11 protein-coding genes are annotated in these 14505 nt (G+C 69.5%); 7 read left to right on the top strand and 4 right to left on the bottom strand.

Annotation, left to right across the window (positions count from 1 at the left end):
* Positions 1-17: 17 nt before the first annotated feature.
* Complete coding sequence (locus tag DM480_RS09830; protein ID WP_232833947.1) at positions 18-1508, bottom strand: alginate export family protein; 1491 nt, start codon at positions 1506-1508, stop codon at positions 18-20.
* A 29-nt stretch (positions 1509-1537) separates the two neighbouring features.
* On the bottom strand, positions 1538-2878 hold the full coding sequence (locus DM480_RS09825; RefSeq protein WP_115378658.1) for a dicarboxylate/amino acid:cation symporter: 1341 nt from the start codon (positions 2876-2878) through the stop codon (positions 1538-1540).
* A 200-nt stretch (positions 2879-3078) separates the two neighbouring features.
* Here DM480_RS09825 and DM480_RS09820 point away from each other — a divergent pair, with 200 nt between their 5' ends.
* Positions 3079-4830 (top strand): sensor histidine kinase, encoded by a 1752-nt coding sequence (locus DM480_RS09820; RefSeq protein ID WP_232833946.1) that lies wholly within the window; start codon positions 3079-3081, stop codon positions 4828-4830.
* Positions 4827-6137 (top strand): sigma-54-dependent transcriptional regulator, encoded by a 1311-nt coding sequence (locus tag DM480_RS09815; RefSeq protein ID WP_115378657.1) that lies wholly within the window; start codon positions 4827-4829, stop codon positions 6135-6137. Before DM480_RS09820 ends, DM480_RS09815 begins: the two co-directional genes overlap by 4 nt.
* 32 nt (positions 6138-6169) lie before the next feature.
* Here the strand turns inward: DM480_RS09815 and DM480_RS09810 are convergent, their stop codons facing one another.
* Both DM480_RS09810 and DM480_RS09805 read right to left on the bottom strand, forming a co-directional pair.
* Complete coding sequence (locus DM480_RS09810; protein ID WP_115381116.1) at positions 6170-6670, bottom strand: methylated-DNA--[protein]-cysteine S-methyltransferase; 501 nt, start codon at positions 6668-6670, stop codon at positions 6170-6172.
* Positions 6670-7965 carry a homoserine dehydrogenase gene (locus DM480_RS09805; RefSeq protein WP_115378656.1) on the bottom strand — a complete coding sequence of 432 codons (1296 nt, stop codon included), beginning with the start codon at positions 7963-7965 and terminating at the stop codon, positions 6670-6672. The genes DM480_RS09810 and DM480_RS09805 overlap by 1 nt, the downstream gene beginning before the upstream one ends.
* Positions 7966-8331: 366 nt before the next feature.
* Between DM480_RS09805 and DM480_RS09800 the strand changes: the two genes are divergently transcribed.
* From DM480_RS09800 to DM480_RS09780, 5 genes are all read left to right on the top strand, one after another.
* Complete coding sequence (locus DM480_RS09800; protein WP_115378655.1) at positions 8332-10302, top strand: OPT family oligopeptide transporter; 1971 nt, start codon at positions 8332-8334, stop codon at positions 10300-10302.
* Positions 10303-10453: 151 nt separating this feature from the next.
* Positions 10454-10666 (top strand): hypothetical protein, encoded by a 213-nt coding sequence (locus tag DM480_RS09795; RefSeq protein WP_115378654.1) that lies wholly within the window; start codon positions 10454-10456, stop codon positions 10664-10666.
* 99 nt (positions 10667-10765) lie between these two features.
* Positions 10766-13576, top strand: a complete 2811-nt coding sequence (ileS, locus tag DM480_RS09790; protein WP_115378653.1) for an isoleucine--tRNA ligase — start codon at positions 10766-10768, stop codon at positions 13574-13576.
* Positions 13569-14078, top strand: coding sequence for a signal peptidase II (gene lspA / locus DM480_RS09785; protein ID WP_115381115.1), 510 nt, complete (start codon positions 13569-13571; stop codon positions 14076-14078). Before ileS ends, lspA begins: the two co-directional genes overlap by 8 nt.
* Positions 14071-14481 (top strand): DUF3035 domain-containing protein, encoded by a 411-nt coding sequence (locus DM480_RS09780; RefSeq protein ID WP_115378652.1) that lies wholly within the window; start codon positions 14071-14073, stop codon positions 14479-14481. Before lspA ends, DM480_RS09780 begins: the two co-directional genes overlap by 8 nt.
* Positions 14482-14505 lie beyond the last annotated feature (24 nt).

The following is a 14505-nucleotide window of genomic DNA, read 5'->3' as shown; positions in this document are numbered from 1 at the left end:
GGCGGCAGCGGGTCGCGTCAGAAGCGGAAGCTGATCCAGCCTGCGAGGAAGGCGCTGTTCCGGTACCCCGCACCGGTCAGCGCAGGCCCCGCGATCAGATGTTCGTACCGCCCGGTCAGGCTGACGCGCGGCGACACGGTGTAGACCGCCTGCATGCGGATCGTGTCGGCGATCTTGCGCGCGCGCAGGGTCTGCGTGCCCGCAAAGGCGGCGCCGTTGGCGCGATAGACCGCATCGGTCAGCGAATCGCGCCAGCTCAGCTGATACTCGGCGGCGACGCGCAGGTTGCGCAGCGGCGAGACCGAAACCATCGGCGCGAGCGCGACGAGGTTGGTCGGCGTCGCGAACAACTGGTAGCTGTAATAGATGTTGTTGCCGAACGGCGCGAGCGCCGTGCGCAGCGTGCCCTTGCCATAGGCGCCGCCGCCGCTGGCGTAGTCGACGTGGAAACCGACGCGCGGCGCGTTCTTGTCCTTGCCGATGCGATAGGTCTGCGCCGCGAGGAACAGCCATGCGGCGATCGGCCGGTTGTCGAACGTGCCGCCCTGGTAATTGAGCGTCCAGTCCAGGTTCGTGCGGCCGGCGTCGCCCCACAGGTGGAGACCGTAGAAGGTGCGCGTCTCCAGCGTCGTGGTCGTGCCCCACAACGCCTTTGTGTTGCGCAGCCGCCAAACGAACGGATCGAGAAACAGCTTCGATCCGCCGAGCAAACCCTTGGGCAGGACGACGCTCGCGGACAGGCCGCTGAAGCGCCGCGTCCGGTCGGAGATATCGTCGCCCGTGCCGTTGACGCCGAGCTGCGTCAGCCGGAAGTCGAACACGTCCGCACGCAGCGTCTTGCCCCGTGCCCAGGCGCGGGTGCCGTTGTAGACGAGGAAGATGGTGTTGTTGTCGCGCGGCACGACCATCAAATTGGGGCCGTCCGCGAACGTTTGGCGCCCGTAGCGCACGCCGACGTCGGCGCCGCCGATCTCGCCCGTCAGATCGGCGAAGGATTGCTGCACGACCAGCCTGTTGCGCAAGGTGCCGAGCACGGTGCCGAGGTTCTGCCCCTCCAGCGAACCGTGCGCGAGTTCCCCGTACAGGCGGATATGCTTGCCGATATGCAGGTCGCCGCCGCCGACGAGGCGGACGATGTCCTGCCGCTGCGCCTCGGACTCGCGCAGATTGGGGTTGGTCGTTTCGTTGACGCGCAAACGCAATTCCCCCGACAGCGTGAGATATACGTCGCCGTCCGACGTGATCGGGATGAACTTCAACCGGTCGAGCGGATCGTCGCGCTTGGCGGGGTTCTTGTACTTCGTCCAATCCTCGACCCAGCGCGACTGGTTGTAGCCGCCGGCGGTGACCCCGTCGCCCACCCCTTCCACGGGATAGGCTTCGGACAGCGGCGCCGCCTTGGTCGGATTGGCGGCTTCCTTGGGATTGACGGTCTGCGCCCGGGCACCGGTGACCAGGACGAGCGACAGGGTGGCGGCACTGGCCGCGTAACGCATGCGGATGGACATGGATCGTTCCTTGGAGCGAAAAGGTTACATCACTCTGCGGGGATCGCATCGGCGCCGAGCTGGTCGACACGCGGCAGCGGCTGGCCATGCAGCGCGGCGTTCAGCCGGCCGTCGTCCAGCACGCCTTCCCAGCGCGAGACGACCACCGTCGCCACCGCATTGCCGACGAAATTGGTCAGGCTGCGGCACTCACTCATGAACCGGTCGACGCCCAGGATCAGCGCCATGCCCGCGACCGGCACGTCGGGTACGATCGACAGCGTCGCCGCGAGCGTGATGAACCCGGCGCCGGTGACACCCGCCGCCCCCTTCGAAGAGAACATCGCTACGCCGAGCAACATCAGCTGCTGTCCCAGCGTCAGGTCGACGTTGCACGCCTGTGCGATGAACAGCGCGGCGAGCGTCATGTAAATGTTCGTGCCGTCGAGGTTGAACGAATAGCCGGTCGGCACGACCAGGCCCACGATCGACTTCGGGCAGCCGGCGCGTTCCATCTTCTCGATCAGCGCCGGAAGCGCGCTTTCCGACGACGAGGTGCCGAGCACGAGCAGCAGCTCCGCCTTCAGATAGCTGATAAGGCGGAAGATCGAGAAGCCGCATGCCCAGGATACGATGCCGAGCACGACGATCACGAACAGTAGCGAGGTGAGGTAAAAGGTGCCGACGAGCGCGGCGAGATTGGCAAGCGTGCCGACGCCATATTTGCCGATCGTGAACGCCATCGCGCCGAACGCACCGATCGGCGCGGCCTTCATGACGATGCTGACCACCTTGAAGAAGGCGAGCGACACGTCTTCAAGGATGTGGAACAGCTTGTCGCCGCGGTCGCCGATCAGCGCCAGGCTGATGCCGAACAGGATCGAGACGAGCAGCACCTGCAGGATGTTGCCCTGCGTCAGCGACGACAGGAACGTGTCGGGGATGATCGCCATCAGGAAGCCGGTGATCGTCGTCTCATGCGCCTTTTCGGCGAATTCCGCGACCTTGCTGGTGTCGAGCGTGGCCGGATCGATGTTGAGCCCCGCACCCGGCCGCACGACGTTGGCGACGATCAGGCCGATGATGAGCGCGAGCGTCGAGAAGAACAGGAAGTAGACGAACGCCTTGCCCGCGACGCGACCGACCGATCCCAGGTCGCGCATACCGGCGATGCCGGTGACGATGGTGAGGAAGATGACCGGGGCGATGACCATCTTGACGAGCTTGATGAAGGCGTCGCCGACGGGCTTCAGCGCTTCGCCGTACGTCGGCGCGAAATGGCCGAGCAGGACGCCGGCGATGATCGCGACCAGCACCTGCGCATACAGATGCGCATACCAGGGCCGCGGCTTTGGCGGCAGCGACGGATTGATGGACAAATCGGGGACCATGGCCTCTTCCTCTCCTCACGCCGATCGACTGTCGCGATCCTGCGTATCCAGACGAGCAGCGTGCCATCGGTGCTTCGGCGGGAAAAGGCCGAGGGGCCAAATATCATTATCGTTTATTATCAGTATCCTGACCCACATCCACCCCAAGTGCCACGCCACTTTTTGCACAGGCTGGGCCGCCGATGTGCCAAAACTTGCCCATGATCGCGGCCCTGCGTATCGTCGCGGCCATGTCCTTCGCGATCCGCCGCTTTGCCGCTGCCCTCGCCGCGCTGCTGTTCGCGATGATGGTGGGATATGTGGCGGGCGAGATCGCGGGGCAGCGCGCGCGCGCGAACCTCGAAAACGGGCTGGCTGCGGACGCGCGGCTGCGCCAGGCGCTGCTTGCCAGCGAGCTGGAGCGGTTCGAGCTGCTGCCCGTCGCGCTTGCCGACGATGTCGACGTGCGCGCGGCGCTCGCCGGGCAAGCGGGCGCGGCGGTCCGGCTCGACGGCAAGCTCGCCGCGCTGGCGCGGGAGGCGGGTGCGGCGGCCATCTATCTGATCGCGCCATCGGGCCGCGCGATCGCCGCCAACAATGCGGGCACCGCGCAAAGCTTCGTCGGGCAGGATTACCGGTTCCGTCGCTATTATGCCGATGCGCGGCGTACGGGCGCGGGGCGGCAGTTCGCGCTCGGCACGGTCAGCCGCCGCCCCGGCCTGTACCTGTCGCGCCGGACGCCCGGCGGGGGCGTGATCGTCGTCAAGCTGGAATTCGACCGGATCGAGCAGGCGTGGCGCGCCGCGGGCGGGGACACGTTCGTGACCGATCGCGACGGCATCGTGCGCGTCACCAGCCACCCCGAATGGCGGTTCGCCGCGACACGCCCGCTGCCCGCCGCGCGGGCGGCGGCGGTGCTCGCGGACGGCGGCGTCGCCGCGCTGCGCCCGTCGCCCGTCAGCATCGACCCGACGCTGGGGCGCGTCCGCGTGGCAGGAATCGCCGGTCCCGTCGCATTGGCGAAGACGCGACCCGATGCCAGCGGCTGGCGCGTCCACCTGGCGATGGCCGCCGCGCCGGCGGTGCGCCCGATCGTCCGCGCCGCGCAGGGCAGCGCCGCCCTGGTCACGCTCGCGCTGATCGGCATCGGTTGGGCATGGCGCGCACGCGCCCGGCGCCGCGCCGAACGCACCGTCGCGCTGGAAACCGCGGTGAGCGAGCGGACCGCCGCCCTGCGCCGCGAGATCGAGGAGCGCGCCGCGGTCGAGGCGCGCGCCGCGGATCTACGCGAAAGCCTGCGCCAGGCGAACCGGCTCGCCGCGCTGGGCCAGATCACCGCCAGCGTCGCGCACGAAACCGCGCAACCCGTCGCCGCGATCCGCACTTATGCGGCGACCGGCGAGCGGCTGCTCGACCGCGGCGAGACGGAGGAGGTGCGCACCAATCTGCGCGCGATCGCGCGGCTGACCGAGCGGATCGGTGCGGTGACGGCGGAACTGCGCGGTTTCGCGCGCAAGGGCAGCGGCGCGATCCAGCCCGTGCCGCTGGTCGAGGTGATCGACGGTGCTCGGCTGATTCTGAAGGAGCGGTTGCAGCGCATCGCCTTCGTCGTGCCGCCGATCCCGGCGGACCTGCGCGTCGTCGCCGGGCGCGTGCGGCTAGAGCAGGTGCTGGTCAATCTGTTGCAGAATGCGATCGAGGCGCTACACGACCGCGCCGACGCGCGCATCGCGCTGGACCTGGCGACGGACGGCGACCTCGTCCACCTGACCGTGCGCGACAACGGGCCGGGTATCGCGCCGGAAATCGCCGATCGCATCTTCACCCCCTTCGCGACGAGCCGCCCCAATGGCCTCGGCCTCGGCCTCGTTATCGCGCAGGACATCATGGCCGACCTTGGCGGCGCGTTGCACCTGCTGGCCGCGGACGGCGGTGGCGCGGCGTTCCGCCTCACGCTGCGGCGCGCGGCATGACCGACATCGCCAGCCGGGTCGCCCTGGTCGAGGATGACGACGACCTGCGCGCCTCGCTGGCGCAGGCGCTGCGGCTCGCCGGGCTGGCGGTCGATCCGTTCCCGGCCGCGACCGCCGCGCTCGCCGCGATCGATGCCGACTATCCGGGCGTCGTCGTCACCGACGTGCGCATGCCGCGCGTGTCGGGTACCGAGCTGTTCGCGACGCTCGCCGCGCGCGATCCGGCCCTGCCCGTCATCCTGATGACCGGACACGGCGACGTGCCGATGGCGGTCGACGCGCTGAAGCGCGGCGCCTGGGATTTCCTGACCAAGCCGTTCGACCCCGAGGCGCTGATCACCAGCGTGCTGCGCGCCGGCCAGACGCGCGCGCTGGCGCTGGAGAACCGCCGCCTGCGCGCCGCCGCGGAGGCGGGGGCGGGCGACGGGCTGATCGGCGAATCCCCCGCGATCCGGCGGCTGCGCGCGATGATCCCCGCGCTGGCGGAGGCCGATATCGACCTGCTGATCGAAGGCGAGACGGGGACGGGCAAGGAGATGCTCGCGCGGCTGATCCATCGTGCGGGCAAGCGCCGGCGCCGGCGCTTCGTCGCGGTCGCCTGCGCCGCCTTGCCCGATGCGCTGGTGGAGGGCGAGATGTTCGCCAGCGTCGGCGAGGGCAGCGTCACCGCGGCGGACGGCGGCACGTTGTTCCTCGACGACATCGATCGTGCGACCCGGCGGCTGCAGGACAGGCTGGCGCAACTGGTCGAGACGCGCAGCGTGCCGGGGCGCGGGCGCGATCCGGTGGCAATCGACCTGCGCGTCATCGCCACCGCGCGCGAGGCGGGACAGCGCGCGGACGACGCGATCGACCCTGCCCTGCTCTATCGCCTTGCCGCGGTGCGCCTGCGCCTGCCGCCGCTGCGCGAGCGGCGCGAAGACGTGCCTTTGCTGTTCGCGCATCTCGCCGCGCAATCGGCGGCGCGGCTGCGCGCTTCGTTGCCGGCGCTGACCGATGCGGCGCGCGCGCATCTGGTCGGCCACGACTGGCCGGGCAACGTGCGCGAGCTCGCGCATTTCGCCGACCGGCTGGTGCTGGGGATCGATCCGCTGGCCGGTGGCGGGGCGGCGCCGGCGGCTGACGCGCCCCTGCCCGAACGGCTCGACGCCTTCGAACGCGGCGCGATCGTCGAGGCGCTGGCCGCGACCGATGGCGAGGTGGGCGCGGCGATCACACGCCTCGGCATCCCGCGCAAAACCTTTTACTACAAGGTGCAGCGGCTGGGCATCGACCTTGCCGCGCTGCGCCGGCGGCGGGGGGCGTGACGCGGAGCGATGCGCCGCCCCCGCCGCCGGCCTCAGAAGCCGAAGCCACCCTGCCCGCTTTCGAAGGCGAGCAGGCGCCGCTTCGCCGCCAGGCCGCCGGCAAAGCCGGTCAGCGCGCCGCCGCTGCCGATGACGCGGTGGCAGGGCACGACGATCGAGATCGGGTTGCGCCCGTTCGCCGCGCCGACCGCACGCACCGCGACGGGGCTGCCGATCGCGGCGGCGATGTCGGCGTAGCTGCGCGTCTCGCCGAAAGGGATGGCGGCGAGCGCCGTCCACACGCACCGCTGGAATGCGGTGCCGCGCGGCGCGAGCCGCAGGTCGAAGGCGCGGCGTTCGCCCGCGAAATAGGCCGCCAGTTGATCCGCCGCGGCGCGCAGCACCGGATGACCGGCATCGTCGTGCAGCGCGGGCAGCGGCACGCGCGCCGCCTCCCCCGCCTCGGGCCACAGGACCGCGACGAGGCCGTCGTCGTCCGCGACCAGCGTCAGCGCGCCGACCGGCGAGGCGACGACGTGGCGCGCCAGCGCAATCACCCCAGGATATGCATCCACAGCGGCGTCCCTGCGAGGCTGGACGAGCCGCGCAGCTTTTCCAGCGCCTGCGCGACGCAGCGTTCGGGCCCTTCGTGCGTGACGATCGCGACCAGCGCCTTGCCGTCGGCGGTGGTGCCGCGCTGGATCAGGCTTTCGATCGAGACGCTGGCATCGCGCATCGCCGCCGCGATTTCTGCGAGCACGCCGATGCGATCCTCCACCGTGAAGCGCAGATAGGCGCGGCCGCGCCGCTCGCCGCTGTCGGCGCTGTCCTGCGCGATCAGCGCGGCGGCGGGCATGGCGTAGGGCGGGCCGAATTCGCCGCGCGCGATGTCGATCAGGTCGGCGACCACCGCGCTCGCGGTCGGCCCGTCGCCGGCGCCCGCGCCCTGGAAGAACAGGCGACCGACGAAATTGCCCTCCGCCACCACCGCGTTGAGCGATCCCGTGACGTGTGCGAGCGGATGGTCGATCGGTACGAGATGCGGATGGACGCGCTGGAACAGCCCGTTCGCCCCGGATTCGGCGACACCGACGAGGCGCACCTTGTAGCCCAGCGCCGCAGCCTCCGCGATGTCGGCGGCGATGACGTGGCGCACGCCGCTCGTCGCGACGTCCGCGAAGGCGGGGCGCGTACCAAAGGCGATGCTGGCGAGGATCGACAATTTGTGCGCGGCATCGACGCCGTCGATGTCGAAGCTGGGGTCGGCCTCGGCATAGCCCAGCGCCTGCGCCTCGGCGAGCACCTCGGCGAAGTCGCGGCCCTCAGCCTCCATCTTCGACAGGATGAAATTGCACGTGCCGTTGAGGATGCCGTAGACGCGGCCGATCGCGTTCGCCGCCGCGCCCTCGCGCAGCCCCTTGATGACCGGAATGCCGCCCGCGACCGCCGCCTCGAACTTCAGCGGCACGCCCGCCGCCTCCGCCGCCTGCGCCAGTTCCAGCCCGTGATGCGCGAGCATCGCCTTGTTGGCGGTGACGAAGCCGCGCCCCGCCGCCAGCGTGCGCCGCGCCAGCGTCAGCGCCGGGCCGTCGGCGCCGCCGATCAGCTCGACCACCACGTCCGCGCCGTCGAATGCGGCGAGCGCGGTCGTATCATCGACCCAGGCGAAGCGCGACAGGTCGACGCCGCGGTCCTTCGCACGATCGCGTGCGGACACCGCGACGATCTCGATCGCTCGGCCGGCGCGCCGTTCGATCAGGTCGCGGTTGGCGTCGAGCAAACGGATCACGCCGCCGCCGACGGTGCCGAGCCCGGCGAGCGCGACGCGTAAGGGTTGATTGGTAGCCATGCCGGCCGCCTAGCGGAAAGTGACAGCAGCTGTCGAGCGGGCGCAAGGTTGTTTCGTGGGTGATTTGGAGGTGGCGGGCGTCCGCCCCGCCCTCTCTCCGCAAGAACGAGACGGGGTGGTGCCGCTCGCTTCCTAATCCCGTCATCCCCGCGCAGGCGGGGATCCAGACGCGCAACGTCCGTTAATGTCCACGCGCGACGGCAGCGTTTCTGGATCCCCGCCTGCGCGGGGATGACGGGAGACGGTTTTGGCAGACCTCGGCTTGTTCCTCGCTCGCGTTGACGCGCGCCGGCGCGTGTGGCCGCGCCATTACAAACCCACGCTTGCCCTTGTCGGCGCAGCGGCATTCGTGCCACGCTTTGCCGCATGACCGATACCCGAACCGCGCCGGCACGGCCGATCGCCGAACTCACCGTCCGCGGCATCCTGCTCGGCGGGCTCATCACGTTGCTGTTCACCGCCGCCAATGTCTATCTGGGGCTGAAGGTCGGCCTGACCTTCGCGACATCGATCCCCGCGGCCGTCATCTCGATGGCCGTCCTGCGCTATCTGCCCGGCGCGACGATCCTCGAGAACAACATCGTCCAGACCGTCGCATCGGCGGCGGGCACGCTGGCGGCGATCATCTTCGTGCTGCCTGGCCTCGTCATGATCGGCTGGTGGAGCGGCTTCCCCTACCTGCTCACCGCGGGGATCACCGCGACGGGCGGGATCCTGGGCGTCATGTTCTCGGTGCCGCTGCGCCGCGCGCTCGTCGTCGACACCGACCTGCCCTATCCCGAAGGGCGCGCCGCCGCCGAGGTGCTGATGGTCGGCGCGGGCAGCCGCGCGGGCGAGGCGGAAAGCGCGCGCGGGCTGAAGCTGATCGTCGTCAACGCGATCGCGTCGGCCGGCTTTGCGATCCTGACGCAAACCAAGCTGGTCGTCGCGGAGGCCGCGCACTTCTTCCGCGTCGGCGCGGGCGCGACCGGGATTTCGGGCGGGCTGTCGTTCGCGCTGATCGGCGCAGGCCACCTTGTCGGCATTTCGGTCGGCATGGCGATGCTGGTCGGCGTCGTCATCGGCTGGTGGGTGGCATTGCCCTATCTTACCGCGCTGTCGCCCGCCGCGGTCGGCGTGACGGTGGAGGCATGGGCAGGCGGCGTGTTCCGCAGCGACGTGCGCTTCCTCGGTGCGGGCGTCATCGGCGTCGCGGCGATCTGGACCCTGCTCAAGATTATCGGCCCCGTGCTCGCCGGCATCCGCTCGTCGATCGCCGCGAGCCAGGCGAAGCGCGGCGGCGCCGTGCTCGAACTCGGCGAGCGCGACCTGCCGATCGGCCTCGTCGGCATCGTCAGCCTTGCGGTGCTGGTGCCGATCGCGGGGCTGTTGTGGTCGGTGATCGCGGGCGGCCCGCTGGCGGGATCGGCCGTGGCGCTGATCGCGGGCGCGCTCATCTTCATCCTCGTCCTCGGTCTGGTGATCGCGGCGGTGTGCGGCTACATGGCGGGCCTGATCGGCGCGTCGAACAGCCCCGTTTCGGGGATCGGCATCCTCTCCGTCCTTGCCGCCAGCCTGATGCTCGTCGGCCTGTTCGGCCGCGGCACGCCGCCCGAGACGACGCAGGCGCTCGTCGCCTATGCGCTCATCGTCACCGGCATCGTGTTTGGCGTCGCGACCATCTCCAACGACAATCTTCAGGATCTGAAGACCGGCCAGCTCGTTGGCGCGACGCCGTGGAAGCAGCAGGTGGCGCTGGTCTTCGGCGTGATCTTCGGCAGCCTGGTCGTGCCGCCGGTGCTCGAACTGCTCGCGACGACGCTGGGCTTCCAGGGCGCGCCGGGCGCGGGGCCGAACTCGCTCGCCGCGCCGCAGGCCGCGCTCATCTCCGCCCTGGCGAAGGGCGTGCTGGGCGGCGACCTCAACTGGGGCATGATCGGCATCGGCGCGCTGGTCGGCGCCGGCGTGATCGCGCTCGACGAGATGCTCGGCCGGATGGGCAAACTGCGCCTTCCCCCGCTCGGCATCGGGCTCGGCGTCTATCTGCCGATGGCGGTGACGCTGCCGGTGGTGATCGGCGCGATCATCGGCTTCTTCTACGACCGCTGGGCCGATGGGCGCGAGGACGTCGAGGGCGCCAAGCGCATGGGTGTGCTGACCGCGACGGGCATGATCGTGGGCGAAAGCCTGTGGGGCGTCGCCTTCGCGGTGATCGTCTACCTGACCAACTCCGACGCGCCGCTGGCGCTCGTCGGCGACGGTTTCGCGACGATCGCGCTGGTCGGCGGGACGATCGCGTTCCTCGCGCTGGTCGCGGCGCTCTATCGCTACACGCGGCGGATGGCGGCGGCAGTCTGAGCGCCGGCCCGTTTTTGCGACGAACGGTTGAAGACCGGGCGGAACAGGATGGCGGGCGCGCCGTTCTGCAACACGAACCCGGTGATCGCCTGCCCTCCCCCCCCGGACGGCGATCACCGGGTTCTATCGTATGCGTAGGATAGGGTCGGGCGTGACGTCGCGAGAAGAAGACCGCATCCGCCTTTCCGCCATCGGCGAGGCGCTGCGCCGGGGCGTGGCGGTGCCGACCGATACGTATATCACCGAAGACATTCCGCTTCTGCTCACCCGCCTGTCGCAGGTGGGCCGGACGCCGCCGGTCCTGCGCCCGGTGCGTGCCCGGCAGGACGATGCCGCGCCGATCGCGCGTGAGACCGGGGTCTGAGGCACGTCCGGCGTGACGCGCGGCCCCGACCGGGGGGCGGCGTATGGCGCATTATGCATAGTGAATGGTTCGTAGAGTTGGTCTAAGACCGCCCGACCTATGACCGACGCTACGCCTGCGCCAGACGCCGCCCCCACTGCCGCGACCGATTGGCGCGATACTGTTTTCCTTCCGAAAACCGACTTTCCGATGAAGGCCGGGCTCGCCGCAAAGGAGCCCGCGATCCTCGCACGGTGGCAGCGGATCGGCCTGTACGATCGCCTGCGCGAAATCCGCCGTGGCCGCGAGCTGTTCATCCTGCACGACGGCCCGCCCTATGCCAATGGCGACATCCACATGGGCCATGCGATGAACAAGGTGCTCAAGGACATCATCGTCCGCACCCAGTCGCTGATGGGCAAGGACGCGCCCTACGTCCCTGGCTGGGATTGCCACGGCCTGCCGATCGAATGGAAGGTCGAGGAAGCGTATCGCGCCAAGAAGCAGAACAAGGACGACGTCCCCGTCGCCGATTTCCGCGCCGAATGCCGGGCCTATGCCGACAAATGGGTGGGCGTGCAGCGCGACCAGTTCCAGCGGCTGGGCGTGATGGGCGACTGGGCCGACCCGTATCTAACGATGAACTATGCCGCGGAAGCCGCGATCGTTGGCGAATTGCTCAAGTTCGCGACAAGCGGCCAGCTGTATCGCGGCGCCAAGCCCGTCATGTGGTCGCCGGTGGAAAAGACCGCGCTCGCCGAGGCGGAGGTCGAATATGAGGACATCGTCTCGACCCAGATCGACGTCGGCTTCGAGATCGACCATGCGCCCGAGGCCGACATCCTGGTCGGCACGACCGCGGTGATCTGGACGACGACGCCGTGGACGATCCCCGTCAACCAGGCGCTAGCCTACAATCCGGCACTCGACTACATCCTGTTCGCCTGCGGCGGCCGGCGGTATCTGGTCGAAGAAAATTTGATGCCCGCGTTCATGAAGCGCACCGGCATTAAGATGGAGGAATTCGTCGCGCTGGTGAAGGGCGCGGTGCTGGAAGGCGCAACCGCGAAGCATCCGATGCATGGCCTGGGCGGCTTCTTCGCGAAACCGCGGCCGTTCCTGGCGGGCGAGTTCGTGACGCGCGACGCGGGCACGGGCCTCGTCCACATGGCGCCCGATCATGGCGAGGACGATTTCCTGCTGTGCAAGGCGCACGGCATCGATCCGGTCTTCGCGGTCGACGGCGCGGGCATGTACCGGCCCGACTGGGCGTGGCTGGGCGGCCAGGGCAGCGTCATCAACAAGAAATTCACCGCCGCCGACGGTCCGATCTGCACCGACCTGCGCGACGCGGGGGCGCTGCTGTCGGCGTCCGACGATTTCGCGCACAGCTATCCGCACAGCTGGCGGTCAAAGGCGAAAGTGATCTTCCGCGCGACGCCGCAATGGTTCATCCCGATGGACCGCGCCATCCTGGGCGACGGGCCGGACACGCCGAGCAACGGCGCGACGCTGCGCGAGACCGCGCTCGACGCGATCGAACACACCCGCTGGGTGCCGGAGCGCAGCCGCAACCGTATCCGCTCGATGGTCGAGGGACGGCCCGACTGGGTGATCAGTCGGCAGCGCGCCTGGGGCGTGCCGATCGCGCTGTACGTCCATCGCCAGTCCGGCGAATATCTGGTCGATGCCGCGGTCAATGCGCGCATCGTCGCGGCGTTCGAGGCGGGTGGCGCGGACGCCTGGTTCACCGCCGACCACCAGGCGCTGCTCGGCCCCGATTACGACCTCGCCGATTACGAGGTGGTCGAGGACATCCTCGACGTGTGGTTTGATTCGGGATCGACGCACGTCTTTACCGTCGAGGCGCGCTATGGCGCCGACGTCCGCGCCAACCTCTACCTCGAAGGCAGCGACCAGCACCGCGGCTGGTTCCAGTCGTCGCTGCTCGAAAGCTGCGGCACGCGCGGGCGCGCGCCCTATGACGCGGTGCTGACGCACGGCTTCGCGCTCGACGACAAGGGGCGCAAGATGTCGAAGAGCCTCGGCAACGTCGTCGATCCGCTCAAGGTGATCGGCGAGAGCGGCGCCGACATCCTGCGCATGTGGGTCGCCTCGACCGACTATTTCGACGACGTGCGCATCGGCAAGGAAGTGCTGGCGACCGCGTCGGACGCCTATCGCAAGCTCAGGAACACCTTCCGCTACCTGCTCGGCGCGCTCGACGGCTTTACCGAGGCGGAGAAGGTGCCGGTCGCGCGGATGCCGGAGCTGGAACGCTACATTTTGACGCTGCTCGGCCAGCTCGACGCCGACCTGCGCGAGGCAGCGGAAGGCTATGAGCTCAACCGCTATCTGCGCCGCCTGACCGATTTCGCCAACGAGGATCTCTCGGCGTTCTTCTTCGATATCCGCAAGGATTCGCTGTATTGCGACGCGGCGGACGATCCGAAGCGGCGGGCGTATCGAACCGTGCTGGACCTGCTGTTCCACGCGCTCGTCCGCTATGCCGCGCCGGTGCTGTGCTTCACCGCGGAGGAGGTGTGGCAGGCGCGCTTCCCGAGCGAGGATCAGTCGGTGCATTTCCTCGAATGGCCGGAGCTGCCGGCGGTCGCGGGCGACGATCCGCTGTCGACCGATTGGGCGGACGTGCGCACGCTGCGCCAGACGGTGACCGAGGCGATCGAACCGCTGCGCCGGGAAAAGACGGTACGCTCCAGCCTGGAGGCGGAAGTGACGGTCCCCGCCCTGCCGCTGCCAGCCGAGGCGCTGGCGGAGACGTTCATCGTCGCACGCGTTTCCGACGGTGACGGCGTCGCGGTATCGCGCACCGCCTATCACAAATGCGGGCGCTGCTGGCGGCACCTGCCCGATGTCGATGCGGACGGCGCGCTGTGCGGCCGCTGCGAACAGGTGGTGGCGCATGCGTAAGCCGCCGCTGATTGGCCTCGCCGCGGCGGGGATGCTGTTCGTGCTCGACCAGCTGACCAAGATCGGTGTCACGCAGGGGCTGAAGCTCGATGCGCTCGCCGATGCACGCGAGGTAACGCCCTTCTTCAACCTGCGCTTCGTCGCCAATCACGGCGTGTCGCTCGGCCTGCTGCACGCCGATACCGACGCGATGCGCTGGGCATTGGTCGCGATGACCGGTGCGATCGCGATCGCGGTCGGCGTGTGGATGACGCGCGAGACGCACCGCGCCGACCAGATCGCCCTCGGCGCGATCCTGGGCGGCGCGCTCGGCAATATCGTCGATCGCGTGCGGCTGGGTTACGTCGTCGATTTCGCCGACCTGCATTTCGGCGAATGGCGGCCGTTCCTCGTCTTCAACGTCGCGGATGCGGCAATCACCCTTGGCGTGCTGGTGCTGCTTGTCCGCGCGCTCCTGATGCGCGACAAGCGCGACGCAGTTTCGGAGAATCCCCATGCGTAAGTTCGTTGCCGTTGCCGCTGGCCTCGCCTGCGTCGCCCTGTTGTCCGGTTGCGGCAAGCGCGGCTACGACCGCGCGCGTCCCGACGAATTCGCGGTGGCGCGCCAGGCGCCGCTGGTGATCCCGCCCGACTATTCGCTCGTCCCGCCGCAGCCGGGTGCCGCGCGGCCGCAGGACAATGCCAATACCGCGCAGACGCTCGACGCGCTGTTCGGCGGCAACACGCAGCGCAGTCAGGGCGAGAACGGCGTGCTGCAGCAGGCGGGCGCTGACACCGCCGATGCCGGCATCCGGTCGTCGGTCGGCGATCCCGACACCAACGTCGTCGACAAGGGCGCGACGACACGCGACATCGTCGCCGCGCCGCAAGGCGACGGCCAGGACGCGCGCGCCGCGGCGAAGTAATCACCTATGAGCCCCTCCCCTTCA

This window comes from Sphingomonas sp. FARSPH (genome assembly GCF_003355005.1).
Classification (GTDB): Bacteria; Pseudomonadota; Alphaproteobacteria; order Sphingomonadales; family Sphingomonadaceae; genus Sphingomonas.
The sequence above is the reverse complement of the archived record's forward strand: the minus strand, read 5'-3'. Positions and strand labels throughout refer to the sequence as shown.